17 protein-coding genes are annotated in these 18,910 nt (G+C 42.2%); 10 read left to right on the top strand and 7 right to left on the bottom strand.

Annotated elements, in window-relative coordinates:
* Positions 1–167 precede the first annotated feature (167 nt).
* The 9 genes from QZ995_RS01105 to QZ995_RS01065 are packed head-to-tail and all read left to right on the top strand — an operon-like array spanning position 168 to position 9,220.
* Positions 168–554 (top strand): NusG domain II-containing protein, encoded by a 387-nt coding sequence (locus tag QZ995_RS01105; RefSeq protein ID WP_301801939.1) that lies wholly within the window; start codon positions 168–170, stop codon positions 552–554.
* Positions 538–1,104, top strand: coding sequence for a Gx transporter family protein (locus QZ995_RS01100; RefSeq protein ID WP_301801938.1), 567 nt, complete (start codon positions 538–540; stop codon positions 1,102–1,104). Before QZ995_RS01105 ends, QZ995_RS01100 begins: the two co-directional genes overlap by 17 nt.
* A gap of 23 nt (positions 1,105–1,127) precedes the next feature.
* Positions 1,128–1,973 carry an ATP-binding cassette domain-containing protein gene (locus tag QZ995_RS01095; RefSeq protein ID WP_301801936.1) on the top strand — a complete coding sequence of 282 codons (846 nt, stop codon included), beginning with the start codon at positions 1,128–1,130 and terminating at the stop codon, positions 1,971–1,973.
* The gene (locus QZ995_RS01090; protein WP_301801934.1) at positions 1,949–2,848 is read left to right on the top strand and encodes an ATP-binding cassette domain-containing protein; all 900 of its coding nucleotides are present in this window, start codon (positions 1,949–1,951) and stop codon (positions 2,846–2,848) included. Before QZ995_RS01095 ends, QZ995_RS01090 begins: the two co-directional genes overlap by 25 nt.
* Positions 2,842–3,672 (top strand): energy-coupling factor transporter transmembrane component T family protein, encoded by an 831-nt coding sequence (locus QZ995_RS01085; RefSeq protein ID WP_301801933.1) that lies wholly within the window; start codon positions 2,842–2,844, stop codon positions 3,670–3,672. Before QZ995_RS01090 ends, QZ995_RS01085 begins: the two co-directional genes overlap by 7 nt.
* The gene (locus QZ995_RS01080) at positions 3,656–5,590 is read left to right on the top strand and encodes a peptidase U32 family protein (protein WP_301801931.1); all 1,935 of its coding nucleotides are present in this window, start codon (positions 3,656–3,658) and stop codon (positions 5,588–5,590) included. The genes QZ995_RS01085 and QZ995_RS01080 overlap by 17 nt, the downstream gene beginning before the upstream one ends.
* A gap of 26 nt (positions 5,591–5,616) precedes the next feature.
* Positions 5,617–6,891 (top strand): aspartate aminotransferase family protein, encoded by a 1,275-nt coding sequence (locus QZ995_RS01075; RefSeq protein WP_301801930.1) that lies wholly within the window; start codon positions 5,617–5,619, stop codon positions 6,889–6,891.
* Positions 6,892–6,918: 27 nt separating this feature from the next.
* Entirely contained in the window at positions 6,919–8,373 is a 1,455-nt protein-coding gene (locus tag QZ995_RS01070) for a menaquinone biosynthesis decarboxylase (RefSeq protein WP_301801928.1), read from the top strand.
* Positions 8,348–9,220 carry a UbiA-like polyprenyltransferase gene (locus QZ995_RS01065; protein WP_301801927.1) on the top strand — a complete coding sequence of 291 codons (873 nt, stop codon included), beginning with the start codon at positions 8,348–8,350 and terminating at the stop codon, positions 9,218–9,220. The genes QZ995_RS01070 and QZ995_RS01065 overlap by 26 nt, the downstream gene beginning before the upstream one ends.
* A 1,118-nt stretch (positions 9,221–10,338) precedes the next feature.
* Here the strand turns inward: QZ995_RS01065 and QZ995_RS01060 are convergent.
* The 6 genes from QZ995_RS01060 to QZ995_RS01035 form a co-directional block, all read right to left on the bottom strand.
* On the bottom strand, positions 10,339–11,319 hold the full coding sequence (locus QZ995_RS01060; RefSeq protein ID WP_301801926.1) for a polyprenyl synthetase family protein: 981 nt from the start codon (positions 11,317–11,319) through the stop codon (positions 10,339–10,341).
* Positions 11,306–11,743 (bottom strand): hypothetical protein, encoded by a 438-nt coding sequence (locus QZ995_RS01055; RefSeq protein ID WP_301801924.1) that lies wholly within the window; start codon positions 11,741–11,743, stop codon positions 11,306–11,308. Before QZ995_RS01055 ends, QZ995_RS01060 begins: the two co-directional genes overlap by 14 nt.
* 131 nt (positions 11,744–11,874) lie before the next feature.
* Positions 11,875–13,755 carry an FAD-dependent oxidoreductase gene (locus tag QZ995_RS01050; RefSeq protein ID WP_301801921.1) on the bottom strand — a complete coding sequence of 627 codons (1,881 nt, stop codon included), beginning with the start codon at positions 13,753–13,755 and terminating at the stop codon, positions 11,875–11,877.
* 80 nt (positions 13,756–13,835) lie between these two features.
* Complete coding sequence (locus QZ995_RS01045; RefSeq protein ID WP_301801919.1) at positions 13,836–14,708, bottom strand: FMN-binding protein; 873 nt, start codon at positions 14,706–14,708, stop codon at positions 13,836–13,838.
* 364 nt (positions 14,709–15,072) lie between these two features.
* Positions 15,073–16,179 (bottom strand): cyclic dehypoxanthinyl futalosine synthase, encoded by a 1,107-nt coding sequence (gene mqnC / locus QZ995_RS01040; protein WP_301801918.1) that lies wholly within the window; start codon positions 16,177–16,179, stop codon positions 15,073–15,075.
* A gap of 82 nt (positions 16,180–16,261) precedes the next feature.
* Positions 16,262–16,480 (bottom strand): hypothetical protein, encoded by a 219-nt coding sequence (locus tag QZ995_RS01035; RefSeq protein WP_301802250.1) that lies wholly within the window; start codon positions 16,478–16,480, stop codon positions 16,262–16,264.
* A gap of 253 nt (positions 16,481–16,733) precedes the next feature.
* Here QZ995_RS01035 and QZ995_RS01030 point away from each other — a divergent pair, with 253 nt between their 5' ends.
* Complete coding sequence (locus QZ995_RS01030; RefSeq protein ID WP_301801916.1) at positions 16,734–17,309, top strand: YqaA family protein; 576 nt, start codon at positions 16,734–16,736, stop codon at positions 17,307–17,309.
* A gap of 187 nt (positions 17,310–17,496) precedes the next feature.
* On the opposite strand, the gene ald is transcribed toward QZ995_RS01030, so the two are convergent.
* Positions 17,497–18,621: an alanine dehydrogenase gene (ald, locus tag QZ995_RS01025; protein ID WP_301801913.1), complete on the bottom strand. Its 1,125-nt coding sequence runs from the start codon at positions 18,619–18,621 to the stop codon at positions 17,497–17,499.
* Positions 18,622–18,910: the final 289 nt, after the last annotated feature.

Genomic DNA, 18,910 nt, shown 5'->3' with positions numbered 1-18,910 from the left:
TCTTGCAAACGTAGACTTTCGGACAAAAGTGAACGTGGCGCATTATACCACTAGAATAATATTTTGGAAAGGAAGAGCGTCACACCTCCATATTTTATATCCCTGTATAATACGTATTGACATTGCATGATTACTAAATGAGAAAAAATGATAACAGGAGAAAAAACATGAAACGAGCAGATTTTATTTTAATTGGCATTGTGCTCGTCGTGGCTCTGGCTTTTCTTGTGCCTCGTTCCTTTCGCGCAGATTCAAGTGAAAAAATGCACAATGTCCATAAAGTAGCAAAAATTACCGTAAATAACCAATTATACAAAGCTATTGAACTAACCAAAGAAGAACAAACCATCATGGTTGATACCGAGCACGGCCAAAATATCCTGAAGATACATGACTATGGCATAGAAATGGTTGATGCTGATTGTGATGATAAGGTTTGCCTATCCTTTGGGTTTATCACTGATCCTAGTCAAACCATCGTTTGCTTGCCTCATCGCGTATTGGTGGAAATCGTTTCAGATGAAGGAGCTGACATAGATGGCCTTGCCAAATAATTCTTCGCAGTTTAATACACAATCTCAGGTATTAAAAAAAGCAGTGATTATCGCCATCTTCGCTGCAGTATCTGTCGTGCTTGGATTGGTCGAATCAACTCTCCCTATTAACTTACAATTACCCGGGGCCAAGCTCGGACTAGCTAACATCATGGTGCTTGCCTGCCTGTATTTTTTTTCTGGTAAGGACGCCTTTACCCTGATCATCTTAAAAACATTGTTAACAGCCATGATTTTAGGTACGTTCTCCAGTTTTTTATTTAGTTTTTTTGGTGCTGTATTTAGCTTCATCGTTATGTTCGGATTAATGATGCTAACCGGAAAATCCTTTAGCTTGATCGGGATTAGTATTCTAGGCGGGGTCGCGCATAATATCGGGCAGTTAACTGCGGCTGTGCTTATTTTTCAGACAAGCAAAATATTTTATTATCTGCCTGCCTTACTGGTAACAGGAGTTCTTACCGGAGTATTTATTGGCATTGCTGTCCGTTATTTAATTCGTTCTTTATCCAAGATGTCTTTATTTCACCCTTACGTTCCAGTTGACTAAGAATCAAGTATATCTGAAAGCAGGTGAAGGCGTTGTCCCAGCAACCATTGATTCAGCTTGAATCGGTTTCGTTTCACTTTCCAAATCAGCCCCCTCTTCTCACAGATATTTCTTTGCAAATCAAGCAAGGGGAACGCGTCGCCATCGTAGGGCATAACGGGTGCGGAAAATCCACTTTAGTTAAATTGCTTAATGGTCTGTTTCGACATACGCAAGGAGAAATCAGAGTGGGAGGGCAAGTTTTATCGGATGAAAGCTTGCCGAGCATTCGCCGGCAGATTGGCATGGTCTTTCAAAATCCTGAAAATCAATTTGTTGGAACAACTGTTGCTGATGATATTCTGTTTGGTCTGGAAAATATGTGTTTGGAACGCTCTGTTATGCACGATAGATTAACCCACTACGCTGAAAAATTACATATTACGCATTTTTTACATAAACATCCGGATGAGCTATCTGGTGGACAAAAACAGCGAGTGGCGATCGCTTCCATACTTGCCATGCAGCCAAGCATCATCATTTTTGACGAGGCTACCTCAATGCTTGATGAAACAGCGAAAAATCAGATAGGAAAACTCATCGATGAAATACATTCGGAAGGCGCTTACACAAGCTTGTCCATCACCCATGATGCAGAAGAAATCTTAGCGGCTGATCGAGTAATAGCTCTAGCTGGGGGGAAATTACTGGCTGACACTACTCCCCTTGAATTATTTTCCCAACCAGACTGGATTGCTGCTTGCCATCTCGATTTGCCTTTTACTTTGGCAGTAAGTCAGATGATTCATGATTTACATCCAGAAATACCTGTTCATTCAGACGAACAAGCTTTGATGGAGGACTTATGGCGATTCACTTTCATGAAGTAACCTACTCGTATCAACTTGGGAATTTGTTCCGGGAAACTGCTTTGGACAATATCCATGTAGGGTTTCCTAAAGGCTCGTTTACAGCCATTATCGGGCCTAGCGGCTGTGGAAAATCAACTTTATTGCAGCATATGAATGGCATTTTATTACCCACGCAGGGGCACGTTCAGATTCTTGATCACGTAATTACCCCGCACCATTCCAAAAAAGGGATTCGCCGGCTTCGGCAACGCGTTGGACTTATTTTTCAATTTCCAGAGCATCAAATGTTTGCTGATTCGGTAGAAAAGGAAATTGTGTTTGGTCCCAAAAACTACGGGGCTTCCCCCTCACAAGCAAGAGCATTAGCAATTCAGGCTCTACATCTAGTGAATTTAGGTACAGAGCTTTTAGATAAAAATCCTTTTCAATTAAGCGGTGGCCAAATGCGCAAAGTCGCAATCGCCTCTATACTCGCTATGAACCCGGACATCCTTGTATTAGATGAGCCAACCGCTACCTTGGATTGTAAAAGTCGGCATGAGCTTCTACAGCTTTTACATCATTTATGCAAACAGGAGCACAAGACCGTTATCATGGTAACTCATCGATTAGAGGAAGTCATGCCTTACTGCGAGCGGTTGGTCATTATGCAGGAGGGGAAGGTCGCCTTTCAAGGTGATACACATGAGTTAAGTGAACAAACAGATATTTTGACTACACTCGGGATTACGATTCCCGCTCAGCTTCGTTTTCAGCATGCTTTTCGCCAAAGATTTCCTGACCTCCCGTTGCCTACAGACCAATCTGTACAGGGCTGGGCCAGGTATCTCGGAGAACGTAAGATGCATCTTAGGGAAGATAAGAAACAACAAGCGGGTGATCAACCATGTTAAACAAAGTGATGTTTGGACGCTACATTGACACAAATAGCTGGCTGCATCGCTTGGACCCGCGTTCCAAGTTACTTGGGATGTTTCTGTTTGTCCTTTTAATTATGATCACACATTCCTTACTGGCATGCATAGCTGTTTTTCTATTCGCTATAGGCATTATGGCAAGTAGTCGAATACCTTTTGGCTTTTTCGCAAAAGCTGTCAAACCTTTACGGTTCCTAATTATATTCATGTTTCTGTTCCAGCTTTTCTTTATAAATGAAGGGCGCTTTTTGCTATCCATCGGTCCATTTTCTTTGTATGCAGAAGGAGTACGCCTTGCCTGCATGACAGCTTGGCGCATGATCTTATTACTCTCATTCACCTCTTTATTAACCTTTACAACCAAACCTTTCTCGTTAGCAAAAGGGGTGGAAGGAATTTTACAGCCATTTCGCTTTACTGGCATCTCACCTGAAAAACTAGGTTTCATGATCAGCATTTCTCTGCGTTTCATCCCAACCATTTTTGAAGAAACACAGAAAATCATGAAAGCTCAGGCTTCCCGCGGTGCCGATGTAACTGACTTGCCTTGGCGCGAAAAAGGCAAAATGCTCCTATCGCTGTTGGTGCCCGTTACCGTAAGCTCATTTCGCCGGGCAGAAGACCTGGTCTATTCGATGGAAGCTCGCGGGTATGTGCTAGGCGCTCCCCGAATCCCGTATGAAATGTTGAAGTGGAAGCGCAATGATTCTGTCTTTTTAGGTTTGTTGCTGGCAATAAATATCCTTGTCGGATTCATTTTAAATGATTGTGGAGGTCTTACCTATGGCTCGTTATTTTAATGGTAAAGAAATTGAATTATTAGCACCTGCTGGAACATTTGAGATTTTTACAACAATTGTAGAAGCCAATTGCGATGCGATCTACTGCGGTGGACCCGTTCTTAATATGCGAATGATGCGTAAAGGCTATAACCTGACTCATGAGGAATTGGAGCAGGCTGTCAAAATCGCTCACGAAAAGGGCAAGCGCATATATATTACGGTAAATAATTTATTTGACGAGGCTGATCTGGAAGAAGCGAAGACATATCTGCGCTTTCTCGACAGCATTCGTCCAGATGCCCTCATTGTTCAGGACATGGCCATTTTCCCATTGATTCGGGAGCAAAAGCTAACAGTCCCTCTCCACTCCTCTGTCATGATGAACGTGCACAATTCAGAAATGATCGAAGCCTTACAAACATTGGGTGTAACACGTATCGTGGCGTCCCGTGAAATGGATTTGCAAACAGCAAAACAGCTACAAGCCTTGACCAAAATGGAATTTGAATACTTTGTGCATGGTGACATGTGCACGGTTCATGGTGCGAACTGCTTATACAGCTCGATGCTATTTGGTAACAGCAGCAACCGCGGACGGTGTATGAAGCCTTGCCGGTGGGACTACCGCGTGAAGAAGGATGGCTATGTTTTCCCGACAGAATATCCCCTGGCGGCTAAGGATATGTATATGTACGAGCATATACCAGAGTTAATTGAGTCCGGCATTACTTCATTTAAAATTGAAGGCCGGATGCGAGACGAGGAATTTTTAGTTACGCTAATCAACAGCTACGGCGATGCCATTGACCGTTACATCCAAGATCCAATCGGGTTTGATCGTTGTAAAGATAAACAAGGCTTATTTGAAAATCGTAAGCGAGACTTTAGTACAGGATATGCCTTTGGTACGCCTGGACTTGCTTACATTAATCGCCGCTACGAGGGCACGGGTAAATTTTATAGCACGGGAAAAGTCTTCAGTACACCAACAGAAGAACGCGAAATTCGGGATCAACGCATAGAAGCCTTGCAAAACGCATTCCAAGAACATCAGCATGCGACCTCCTCCGCAAAAGCAAAGGGAGAATTATGTGTTCGGGTAAACAATCAAGAGCAGGCGGAACTGGCGATCGCTGAGGGAGTGGAGCACATCTATTTAGCTGGAGATGTTTTCTTGCCTGATCTGCCCTTTACGAAAGAGCAGATCAAACACCTTGTAGCCATAAAAGGCGACAGCAAGATTTACTTGGGTATGCCACGCATGATGTTTGGCCTGCAATTTGATCAATACAATCATTTCTTATCTACATTGGACGTAGAAATAGACGGGCTGGTAGCTACGAATATTGGAGCTATGTATAAATTTAAGTCATATAATCTGCCAATGATTGGCGACTTATCGCTTAACCTGTATAACCATAAAGCAATTGAGCTTTATCAACAATTCGGATTGACGCGTGCATTTGCTTCCATTGAGCTGAAGCAGAAAAATCTAGCCGAGCTCGTTTTGCATTCACCTTTGCCTGTTGAAGTATTAGTGCATGGCACTCCTGTTGTGATGTACCTCGAGCACGATCTATATGAAAACACCCGTGTGCTGGAGCCAATCGCCAAAGAGGACAACAAAAACGTGGATAACAAATATCTCGTTTTATTAACAGATAAAGGCGAAAATCCTGTGTATTGCGATCAATTTGGACGAAATCATTTGACCACAGCAAAGGAGCTTTGTCTCCTGCCATTAGTAAAAGACTTACTGGCTGTTGGTGTTAGTCATTTCCGCATTGAGGGAGCTAGCTATACGCTTGAGCAATTACGAACCATTATCCGCATGTATCAGGAGGCTTTGCAGCAGCCGCAACGATCTATGGAACTCTTTGAGAGAGCAATTCCTGTCCATGCAGGATATACGCTTGGCACCCTATCCTTTGACTAAACAATTTATAAAAGGAGCAAAAAGATATGACTACTTACCTAGGCCCAACTGGCATTTTAGATAAGCGCAAAGAGTATTTCTATCCGTGCACTGCTCATTTCTATGACAGACCCCCACAGCTGGTACGAGGTGACATGCAATATTTATACGACAGCACCGGCAAAGCATATACAGACTTTTTCTCCGGCGTGTCCGTAGTCGCATGCGGTCATTGCAATCCAGCAATTACAGCGGAAACGATCAAGCAGCTGGAAACCTTACAGCATACATGCACCATCTATTTAACGGAACCAAATGTAGCGTTGGCTGAAAAAATGGCTAGCGTACTGCCTGGAAATATCAAGCGAACCTTCTTTGTAAACAGCGGTTCGGAAGCAAATGAAGCTGCTTTAACGCTAGCCCGGCTCGCTACTGGCAAAAAGGAATTTATTGCATTTGAATATGGCTTACATGGCCGGACGTTCTTAACCATGAGCGTAACAGGCATTCCTATGTGGCGTTCTGACAACTATTTAGAGGAAGGAGTCAGTTTTATTCCTCGCCCTTATGATCCTAATCTGAATGAACAAGAAGCAGTTGAACGCTCCTTATCGGCTCTGCGGAAGGTGCTGGAGGAAAAAGGGGATCGCATCGCTGCCATGATTGTAGAACCTATGCAAGGAAATGGCGGTATTGTTCCTGCTCCGCTCAGTTACTTCAAAGCGGCAAAGAAGCTATTAGAGGATCATCATGTCCTATTGATCGCAGACGAAATACAAACTGGGTTTGGCCGTACAGGCAAAATGTTTGCCATTGATCATTACGGCATTGTTCCGGATATCTTAACTATGGCAAAAGCGTTGGGGAATGGCGTGCCAATTGCCGCTTTTGCTACAACTGACGAAATTGCGGCTCATTATAACCGCCCTTCTGCTTCTACGCTTGGAGGCAATCCCGTTTCGTCTATGACGGCTCTCGCTGTCCTCTCCTATATTGAGAACGAACAACTGACAGCTCGTGCCGAACAGCTAGGTAAGCAGTTAAAAGAAGGTTTGCATTTCATTCAGGCCGCTTATCGAACTATTACGGATGTCCGCGGTCTTGGCCTGATGATCGGTATGGAGCTATATGCAGATGAACCTGAGAAAGCCGCTCCTCTTGTTGATACCATTTTAGAGGAAATGAAAGATCGTGGCTTTATCATTGGAAAGAATGGTGTAAATCGCAACGTAATCGCCTTCCAGCCCCCCCTAGTCATCACTGAACAAGATATAGCAAACATGCTGGAGGCATTAGCAGACACCCTCAAGCAATTACTCTAATATCTGAACTTACTGGAGGAGCATACTGTGGCATACGATAATTTACGAGCATTTATAAAAGACCTACAGGATCAGGGTGAGCTTCACACGATTGATACGGAAGTGGATAGTTATTTAGAAATTACAGAGATTACTGACCGTATTTCCAAACAGTATGGCAAGGCTTTATTGTTCACCAACGTCAAAAATTCTCCTTACCCCGTGTTAATTAACAGCATGGGGACGGATAAACGCATGAGCATGGCTTTAGGCGTACAGAATTATGATCAGGTCGCAGAAGAAATGCAAAATTTCATGGATTTGGCTAATTACAAGGGTTTATGGAATCAGCTCAAAATGGCCCCTGATCTATATAAGCTCTCCAAAATTTTTCCTAAAAAAGTAGCATCTGCTCCTTGTCAGGAGGTAATAGAGGACCCTGACCTGACACAGCTTCCCGTTCTTCATTGTTGGCCAAAGGACGCAGGTCGATTCGTTACTCTACCATTGGTAATTACGAAGGACCCTGAAACAGGACAACAAAACATGGGGATGTACCGTCTTCAGGTTTATGATAAAAACACGACAGGCATGCATTGGCATTTACATAAGGACGGCAAGGAAATCTACGAGAAATATCGCAGGTTGGGGTATAAACGTATGCCTGTATCAGTCGCGCTCGGTGGTGACCCGTCGTTAATCTACTCGGCTACCGCTCCTTTGCCAAAGATGATTGATGAAATGCTATTTGCTGGTTATCTGCGCAAGAAACCGATCGAGGTTGTGAAATGCATAACAAATGAGTTATATGTTCCTGCTGAAGCCGAATTTATTTTGGAGGGCTATGTGGAATTAGATGAAAGGCGCTTGGAAGGCCCTTTTGGTGATCACACGGGCTATTATTCATTAGCGGACATGTATCCAGTCTTTCATGTGGAGAAGGTAACACGCCGCACATCGCCGATCTACCCCACGACAATTGTGGGTCAACCGCCTATGGAGGACTGCTATATAGGAAAGGCTACAGAGCGTGTATTTTTGCCATTAATGAAATTGATGCTACCAGAAATCGTGGATATGCATTTACCATTTGAGGGAGTGTTTCATAACTGCGCTATTGTGTCCATCAAAAAGGCATTCCCGAAACACGCTCAAAAAGTCATGTACGGCTTGTGGGGCATGGGGCAGATGATGTACACCAAAATGATTATTATAGTAGATGAAAATATAGACCCTCACGATGTTTCCAAAGTAATGTGGAAAGTGTTTAACAATATCGATCCAAAAAGAGACCTTGTAATAACGGAAGGCCCTCTGGATGCTCTCGATCACTCTTCTCCAACAGCTTACTATGGCCACCGCCTTGGTATCGACGCTACTAAGAAATGGCCAAGTGAAGGTCATACACGTGAATGGCCCGATGATATAGAGATGTCTGACGAAGTAAAGAGCATGGTCGATGCGAAATGGAGGGGGTATGGTTTTGAAAACGATCCTTCATAAAACCCGCATGTTCGGAGAGCTCGTAATGTTCTCCCACACATTATTCTCGCTCCCCTTTGCCATTATTGCAATGGTTTGGGCAGCCGAGGGTCTTGCTCCCGTTCAGGTATTGATTTGGTCATTGGTGGCATTGGTAGCGGCGCGAAACGGAGCTAATGCCTTTAACCGTCTCGTGGATCGGGAATTTGATGGCAAAAACCCGCGCACAAGCCATCGCCATCTGCCACGACGCTTGTTACACGAAAAAGAGGTGATCACCTTTATTATCATAAACTATGCAGTCTTTATTTTTGCTTCTTTTATGTTAAATCCGTTGTGTCTGCTATTGTCGCCCGTAGCCATTTTATTGATCTCTTCTTATTCTTACACGAAGCGCTTTACGTGGCTGAGCCACTTATACCTAGGCTTTACCATCGCGTCTGCTCCCATTGGGGCTTGGTTTGCAGTAACCGGTGAGATTGCATTTGTACCGTTTGTACTGGGTACTATCGTGATGCTATGGATTGCTGGCTTTGACATCATTTACGCTACGCAGGATATTGAATTTGACCGCAAGGAAGGGCTCTGGTCTATCCCAAGCTATTTTGGACTGCAAACAGCACTGTGGATCGCACGAGGTCTACATTTCATCATGATTCTATTGCTGTTATTCCTATTTTTCTATCAAAATTTGGGCTTGGTTTACCTAGTGGGATTAACACTCTCGACCGTACTGCTTTTAGCCGAGCATAAAATAATCAAACCTGCTAATCGAAGCCTCATGAAAGTGGCCTCCTATAAACTGAACCAAGTAATTAGTATGGTTATTTTGATTTGTACCTTAGTTGATTTTTACATGATGAGCTAGTCTATCGAAAACTCTCAGGGGGATCGGTGCTCTTTTTAGATGTCAGGGTAGGAAAGGGTACTACTTAATGACCTCCAGAGAGTTTTTGATTTTCTCCTCTACCTCCCCTATTCATCTTTCCGAATGAAGACCTACGAAAAAAATTCAAAGTAGTGATGGATGGTCGGGAATTGACTAAGAAGGTATGGAAAAAGTTAGTTGCATTTCTCCGTCTTAGTGATCTTAAAGTCTTTAGCTCCGGGCGTCTTGTTTCTCCAGTTTCTATTTTGGAGATGGTCCCTTTACTTACTCCTGACACTCGTGTAATAGAATTGGGATCCAGGTGTAGGCGTAGGTGGAGAAATAGATTTAGAAGCAATGCCAAGTAACAACCTTCACAAAGGATATATTGGTCAATATGTATACACAGACGAAAGGAATTCAGGATCAACAAATAATAAATTTCAATACGGCCACCAAACCTGGGGTGGGAATGTAGAATTTGCTATATTTCCAGCTGGACTTTCAATTAAACCTCAATCAGTAAGTGAGGTAATTGATTTCGCGGGTAGACAGAGATATTGCTACCCTCCTAAACTTCAAGACAAGTCCTCTTTTTGAAAGGGGACTTTCTCGTCTATCCAATTAGTTGACGATGAGGAAACCTATATTTAGGAGGTATTTATGAAATACTATTATTTATCTTTGTTATTGATATTTGCTTTTACGTTTTTGTTTAATTTTTTTGAAGTAATAAAATCATTATTGGAAAAAAACATGTCTCGTTATAAGACTTGCCGGATACTATCACTTATTAGTTTCTTATTGTTTAATACAATTTATATCTTAGCCTAATAAAAAATAAAATATGTACACCAATAATTTTGATTAATTGGGCTACTAGTCATCTTTTGTAGTAGCCCAGTATCACTCCTCAGTCATCGTTATTTAATAATAAACACTCTATAGATGTTAGGTATATTTTATAAAAACCTGTCAAGAATTTTGGATTAACTCTATTGGTTTGCGGCTCCTCACTTGCAATCCTTACCCGATCTAGCCCCCAAGGTATTTGGCTTGTCCTTCATTAGACACTATCTACATTTGTGTTCGTGATGGCTTACTTAGATTGGTAGCTATCACATCTTCCGCTTCCCAAAATACGCAATCAGGACACTCAAATCCTTATGTGCTACAAACTCAGTTAACTCCTCGACAACTCTCATCGCATTTTGCAAATACTGATCTGCTAGTTGATCTGCTCTATCTAAAATGTCGCTATCGCGAATTAGCCTGACCACACTTTGAATTTCTCTCGGTGTGGAGTGCTCATGGAGCTGGCGCACACACTTGCTCAAGCACTCGTCCTGCAACGCATACATAACTGGCAACGTAATATTGCCATTGGCTAAATCGCTGCCTGCTGGCTTTCCTAGCGCTTCTGATGTCTCTGCAAAATCTAGCACATCATCACGAATCTGAAAGGCCATGCCTAAATCATCACCGAATTGCGCCAATTTAGCTGTTACTTCTGGAGTTGCATGTCCCAGCTTTGCTCCAATCTCTAGACAGGTTGCCATTAGAACGGCTGTTTTATTGCGTGTTTTGCTTAAATAGTCATCCATAGATAAATCAAAATTAAATCGGTTTGCCATCTGTTGATATTCACCTAAACAAAGCCGCGAGGTTAATAGACCGGTTATCTCTTCCCGATACGGATGTCTATCATCCTCCAATTTGCTCAATAGCTCAGCTACTCTCGTCATCATATAATTAGCCGTATGAATCGCTGTGGGTATATCAGTAAGCACATGCAAGGTTGGTTTTCCACGTCTCGTATCCGCTTGATCAATTACATCGTCGTGAATTAATGAAGCTACATGGATAAATTCTGACACAGCTGCCATCTGCAATACTTTTTGGGGGTCTGCCATTCTGCCAAAACGGCTACCGACCATTACCATCATGGGGCGTAGTCGTTTCCCCCCTGCTCCTATCATACGACTTATATTGCCAGCGATGGATGACAGCATGGGTAAACTCATATCCGTCCGAACTATGCGAAGCATCTCTTTATCAATCATGTCTAGATTAATGTGCAATTGGTCAGCTAACTTCATAAGTCACCTGCTGCTCTGTTTTTGTCAGGAATTTTTCTATGCGTTGAAAAAGAATACGTTCTATTGATTTACCTTGGATCAGACGGATTTGAATTTGCTTTAGAATAGGAGCCAAAAAATTCACTAAATCCTTTTCACCATGCTTACATGCATATTCATAATAAAAGCTTTGCAGATAATCACCATCTAAAATATCCTTTGTCAAGCAAGGATTGTCGAATGTCAGCTTTTTATGCTTGCGAAAAGCAGCCTGCAACAGGACATAGCACCCAAATATATGCTCTTTGCGTGCAGATGAAAGCTCAAATGAATCAAGCAGACGTCCCATCTCCTCCAACAGCCGCCTATCCACTTCAAGCTTGACGCCAGCTTGTGGTGACATTTGCTTCTCTAGCTTCTGCAATGATTCCCGAATTCCATTCATCTCTCTCATCCCCTACTCACGCTTTTCTTTTTCGTATCCCTCTATCTAATGGGTCTGTATGTGGAAAGAAGGGGAATGTACAATTCACAGCACATTCCCCCATTCCATGATATAGCTATCTTGTTATACAATTAATCTACGTATAAATACCAACGTTTGACGAACGGGATTTTTTTCCACACTCTTTTTAATTGCGGCAACACATAGTAGTCCAGACCTAATGTGCTTCCAGAACCACCAATGAGGGCAATACCTCCTCCCAGGTACCAAAGCATCTCATATGGAGCCATTCCGGAAGACCAAATCATTAAACCCATACAGACTGTAGCTATGGAAGATATAGCTGTGAATAAGCCGATGATCAACAATGCGCCAAATATTACTTCAGCGAAGACCATCATCGTTTGGAACACAGAGGCTAATGCTGTATAGCTTCCATCTGCATTGTAGAAGAACATTTCCATTGAGCCTTTTACCATGCTGTCAATAAACCCAGGTACGGGGAGTGCCTGTACCGCTTCTTTCGCTGTAGCGACTGCTGAAGCAGCAGAAGAAGTATCTACTGTTTGGGCCACATCCTGTACCGCTTGTGAGGCTGACGTAATTCCGTCAACCGCTTTTGGAGATGGCGGTATTAAGAAGATGTTAGAAGGGTCCTTTAGCACTTTGCTCATTTTCGCTAAGCCCTCTGACAACCACATGGAGCCGACCAAAACACGTAAAGGTACTAACCAGAAGTTAGGTGAGCGTTTACTAAAATGGCCGCCTAAGAAACTGCGTCTATTATTAACATGGAAAATTTCATGCATGAGATAAGACCAAACTTTATTAAATCCACAAATTTGAACGAGATATACCATGTTGATAAAGTGTTTAACAAACATCGCCATGAAACCGCTCATCAAGAACATTTTTCCTGGCACTCCTACACTAGCTACACCATAGCGGCTACCGATACATACCATACAGCCATGGAATGTAGGCTTGTAGGACTTGTGTGTACCGCCTTTCACATCTACATAGATGTTATGTGCAACGATTGGAGCTGAATGTTCAGCATTCTCAACCATTTGCGGTACAGGGCGCTCTTCACCTTCTGGAATAAAGAAAATGTTGTCCCCTACGACATACACATTGTTATGCTCAGGGCTCTGTAGCTTATCATTAACCACGATACGCTTACGACCCTTTTGTTCCAATTCGACTTCTTCCAATAGGTCAGAGCCTTCAACACCTGCTGTCCAGACAACTGTTTTAGAACGAAGCAATCCTCTCTCGCCCAACTCAACTCCATCTGGGGAAACACCAGTAATTTTACTGTTTGTAATAATGTTAACGTTTAACTTATGTAAATGTCGCTCTGCCTTCTGAATGAGCTTGTCAGGCAAAATTGGTAAGATTTTTGGCGCCATATCAGCAACGTGCAGTTGTACTTCAGACGGCTCTATTGCGTAGGTTTTGCATAATTCATCTCGGAATTCCGCCAATTCCCCTACCATCTCAATGCCAGTAAAACCAGCACCTACTACCACGAAGCTCAACATATCCTGACGCTTTTGCTTATTCGTTTCTTTTGAAGCCTTAATAAACATACTACGAATTTGCTCTCGTAGATGAACAGCATCCTCGAAGGACCAAAGGGAAAACGCATTCTCCTTTGCACCAGGGATTCCAAAGAAGGATGGCTTACAGCCTGTACCCATTACTAGGTAATCATATTCGTAGGTGCTATTCGCGGACACTAATTTTTTGCTAGCAAAGTCGATCGTGGAAATTTCATCAAGCACCACATCAACCTTCCGTTTTGCAAATATCTTTTTCAGGTCAACTTTTATGGAGTCCTCTTCAACACGATTAGCCGCTACTTCGTGTAATTCCGTTAGAAGAGTATGGAATGGCTTACGGTCTATTAATGTAATCTGGACATCGGTATCTTTTTTAAATTTGCTTGCCAGCTTTTTCGCTGTCAAGACACCACCGTAACCTCCGCCTAGTACAATTATTTTTTTCATAACATGTCCTCTCATTTCCATAGATAATTACCCGTTGACGATTTTCACCAGCAATGGTAATCCCCCTATGCATAATTGCCTTATTTTTTCGCGTCTTTTAGAGCCTCTTCAGCTAATTTCACGAAATCGCTTACCTTAATGGAAACACCTGAAACTGCATCTGTTTTTCCCTCGTTATCAACTGTAATTGCCGCTGGGTCTTGTTTTTCAATTAGGGCCTGTTCTACTTTTGCTGCTTGCTCATGCCACTCAGCCTGTGCTTTGGATTTTTCTTTCATGCCGTACTTGCCTTCTTTAGACTGTGTTTTCTTATCTGCTTCACCTTTTTCATTAATTGCATTCCAGTTCGCAGCAACAATTTTACCATTTAGCACAGTAAAGTCCGCTGTATATTTCCAATCTTTTTCAAATTCTGGCTGTTCTGCATGGTATGCACCGTCTTTATAAGGGCCTGGTTGTTGCGGACCTGCGGCTAAAGCTTCCGTTACCAAAGCAGTAAAGTCATTTACCTTAATAGAGACACCTGAAACTGCATCTGTTTTTCCCTCGTTATCAACTGTAATTGCCGCTGGGTCTTGTTTTTCTATCAAGAATTTTTCTACTTTTTCGGCTTGTTCATGCCATTCAGCTTGAGCTTTTGCTTTTTCCTTCATGCCATATTTGCCATCTTTAGATAATGTTTTTTTATCTGGTCCCGCATCTTTACCGATCCCAGTCCAGTTTACATTCATAATTTTTCCATCTTTTACATCTAGTACAACTGCATAGTTCCAGTCCGCATCAGCATTTTTTTGTTGAGCGTAATACACGCCATCCGCTATTTTTTTATCCGTTGCATTAGCCGGGGCGGCTGTTTCTGTTTTCTTGTCAGGAGCAGGTTGTGAATCAGCACCGCATCCTGCTAGCATTGAAACTGCTAATACACTTGCCATCATCAGTGAAAGTTTTTTCATTTTCTTTCTCCTCCCTTTTTCTCCACACGCATGTGAAAAATTACACAAATATCATTACGCCATCATTCTAACATTCCTAACTAAATAATCAAGACCTTTTATTTCCATTTTTATGTTAAATTAGGCTAAAAAACAGGCCTTTTTTTGACAATCTGGAGAACGATTTTGTTTATTCTAATCTACGAGACAAATAAATGAAAAATATGAATATTCCTATTGCGAAAACGCTTTAAAACGTCATACAATCTTCATATAAAACAAAAAACCCGTCCTATAAAAAGACGGGTTTTCTCTATCATTTTGCATCAAGCAAGCTGACGACCACCATCAATAAGCCAGCTTTCATTCGGTTTCTCTGCACTTATTAATTTTGCATAACAAAATCCGTCTCTGCCCATTCGCCCTCTTGAAACACGCGTAGAGTTTCATAGGCGGTATTTCGTTGAGCAGGAATTTTTCCCGCTTCACGGATTAACTCTAGGATTTTGTTTGTATTTACCTTGTAAGCACATTTCGCTGCTGATACAACATTCTCTTCCATCATAGTCGAGCCAAAATCATTAGCTCCATAAGACAAGGACAGTTTACCGATCTCAGGTCCCATTGTTACCCAGGAGGATTGAAAGTTTGGTATATTATCCAGCATCAAACGGCTGATCGCCAATGTTTTTAGATACTCTTCTGGAGTGTTTTTCGTAGCTTTCATGTTGGTATTATCAGGCTGGAAGGTCCAGACAATAAAAGCCTTGAATCCGTTTGTCTCATCCTGAGCGTCACGAATGCGCAGCAAAGATAACACTCGCTCTTCCATTTCTTCACCAAAACCGATAACCATCGTAGCCGTTCCAGGCAGACCTGCTCGGTGGGCTGCTTTTTGGATATCCACCCATTGCTCCCAGGTTCCTTTTAAACGTGAAATCTTTTTACGCGTCCGATTGTCAAGAATTTCTCCGCCTGCTCCTGGCAAAGAATCTAGACCGGCTTCTTTTAGCTGTCTTAGGGCCTCTTCAACTGAAACATTGGAGACCTCAGCCATTTTAGCCACCTCGGCTGTAGATAAAGAGTGCATCGTAATGGTAGGGAAGCGCTGTTTAATCTCGCGTAGCAAATCCGTAAAATATGATAGTTTTAAATCAGGATTGGTACCACCCTGCATTAAAATTTCTGTTCCGCCAACATCAACCGTTTCTTGAATCTTTTCGAAAATTGTTTCTTTTGGAAGAACATAGCCTTCCTTCGAGCCAGGCGGGCGATAAAAGGCGCAAAAACGGCAATAGGTATCACAGACATTGGAATAGTTGATATTCCGTCCGATGACAAAGGTCGTGATCGGTTCAGGATGCCACTTTTGCATAATCTGATTCGCTGCATGACCTATTTTCTCAATTTCATCAGAAGCAAAAAGGGCTAAACCATCCTCTAATTGAAGTCGCTCGCCACGAAGAGCTTTGTCCAATATATGATCAATCAAGAGGAATTCCTCCTATCCTGTGCATATTCCACCTTTCATCCTATCATAAAATCAAATTCCTGCCTACGCTAGAAGTATAGTGCTATTCGTAGCCAATTTCTTCATAAACTTCCGGTTCCCAATAAATGACACAGTTTGCTAGGGGTAAATTAATTTCGCGTGCACCATTCGGCTGACCATTGAAGCGAATGATTTCCGTTACGGACACACGATCCCCTCGTACTACAATTTCTCCTTTAAGCTCTTGACGCTTTCCATCCGGCGAATAGAAGGTTATGACTCCAGAACCAATATCTTTCATATACAATCCCTCGGAATTCTCAAAATTTTTATCTTAATAGTAGTAGAGAAGTTTGAGAACGTCAACTATCTGTATAGATTGAGAGAAAACTGAATCCTTTTTGCTCAAGTGTTCGTATAACCTATGTAGCATGCTATAATATTGGTCGTACTTGTCATATCCCAGACTGGACGACCATACATCTAATAAAGTACAAATTTTGTTCGATCCTTGACTACGAGAAGAATCGACTTTATACATAAAGGAGACTACGATGCTTGACCAAATCAATGAAATCTTTCAGCAATACGGAACGTGGGGATTATTTGCACTCTCCTTTCTAGATTCAATCATCTTGCCGTTTCCCCCATTCTTTTTACAGATCGCAATGAGTTTATTGGAGCCTTCACTTGCTATGGAATATGCTCTCTTTGCTTTTATCGGTTCTTTACTGGGGGCACCATGCGGCTTTATTCTCGGCAAACTGTTTGGCAAACCGCTGATGAACAAAATCGTTCCGGAAAAATGGATCGGTCTAGCAACAGAACAAATGACTAAAAACGGTGATGCTGCGATTATCATTGGCTCATTTACACCGATTCCTTTTAAGGTATTTACCATCCTGTCTGGTGTACTCGGCTTCTCCTTCAAAAAACTGATGGTTTATGCGGTTATTGGTCGAGGTTTTAAATTTTTTCTTATCGGTTTAATCTTCCATTTGTATGGGAAGCAAGCAAAATTGTTAATTGATGAATATATGGATATTTCTCTTTTACTTGTAGCTGTTCTGCTTGCCGCAGGCTGGCTGATCTTCATGCAAATAAGAAAGCGACGTGCTGCTAAAAAATAAACGTTTTAATCGCTATCCCTGCCCTTGAGGCTTCTACATTGTAACCAAATGGAGTCCTTTGGTCGAGATGACTTTTTGTTTCATTATGATTGTAAAATAATAAACTCTCGAACTATACGTTCACACCAAAAAAAGGGCTATCCATCTTCTAAGATGTACGATAGCCCTTTTTATCACTCTATGCTTTTTAGCTTAGCTGATCTAGCAATTCCTTCGCATCTGCAGACTCATAGCCCAATGCTTGTGCAACAGCCCGATATGTTACATGTCCATTCAGTGTATTTACCCCTTTTAGTAATGCAGGGTTTTCTAAGCATGCCTTTTGATAGCCTTTATTGGCGATTTGCACCGCATAGGGAACCGTCACGTTTGTCAAAGCAAATGTAGATGTGCGTGGAACAGCGCCAGGCATATTAGCCACCGCATAATGCACCACACCATGTTTTTCATACGTTGGGTTATCATGAGTAGTGATGCGATCGGTTGTTTCAAAAATACCGCCTTGGTCAATCGCAATATCTACTAGAACGGATCCTGGTTGCATGGATTTAACCATTTCCTCTGTAACCAATTTTGGTGCTTTTGCTCCTGGAATAAGAACAGCCCCAATAACTAGATCGGATTCCTGTACGGCATGTGCAATATTAAATGGATTGGACATAAGGGTTTTTACGCTATGTCCAAAAATATCTTCTATTTGACGCAAGCGGTCAGGATTCAGGTCGATAATGGTAACATCAGCACCTAAACCGACTGCCATCTTCGCCGCATTCGTACCGGCTACTCCTCCGCCAACAATGGTCACTTTACCGCGTTGAACCCCTGGCACACCGCCGAGAAGAATACCTTTCCCGCCTTCCTGTTTTTCCAGGAACTGAGCGCCGATTTGGGTAGACATACGCCCAGCAACTTCTGACATAGGGGTTAACAACGGCAGTGAGCCATTGCTCAGTTGAACGGTTTCATAAGCGATCCCTATAACTTTATTATCAACTAACGCTTTCGTTAATTCTGGTTCTGGAGCTAAATGCAAGTATGTGAACAGGATAAGTCCTTCACGGAAGTATTGATATTCGGAAGGCAATGGTTCCTTAACTTTCATAACCATTTCCATTCCCCAAGCTTCTTGTGCAGTCTGGACGATTTTAGCCCCAGCTGCTACAAATTGTTCATCAGTAAATCCAGAGCCAAGTCCAGCCGATGTTTCGATGAAGATTTCATGTCCATTCTTCACCAAATTCATTGCTCCTGCTGGTGTCATAGCTACTCGATTTTCGTTGTTTTTAATTTCCTTTGGAATACCGATGCGCATGTTTCGACCTCCTCAGTAAGTTAAACATAAATAGTTTCAAACAGTTCTGATGATTAATTCAAAGTAGAAGCTTTATCCACGCATTGATTGTATCATGTACGATCCGTAAATGAAAGCGCTTACAAAAAATCTATAAATTCACATTCTCCTAAGTTATTAGATAGTTTTGAAGTATATAAAAAATACAAGTCACCAGCTATCCCCTACTGGTGACTTGTTGTTCTCTTTACATGAAAATATGATTTTTCCCAATCCAATTAGACCCGTCCGAAGAGCCTACGTTCTCTAA

The organism is Brevibacillus laterosporus, from assembly GCF_030489605.1.
Classification (GTDB): domain Bacteria; phylum Bacillota; class Bacilli; order Brevibacillales; family Brevibacillaceae; genus Brevibacillus_B; species Brevibacillus_B laterosporus_E.
This window is presented reverse-complemented; position numbering and strand designations above follow the sequence as displayed.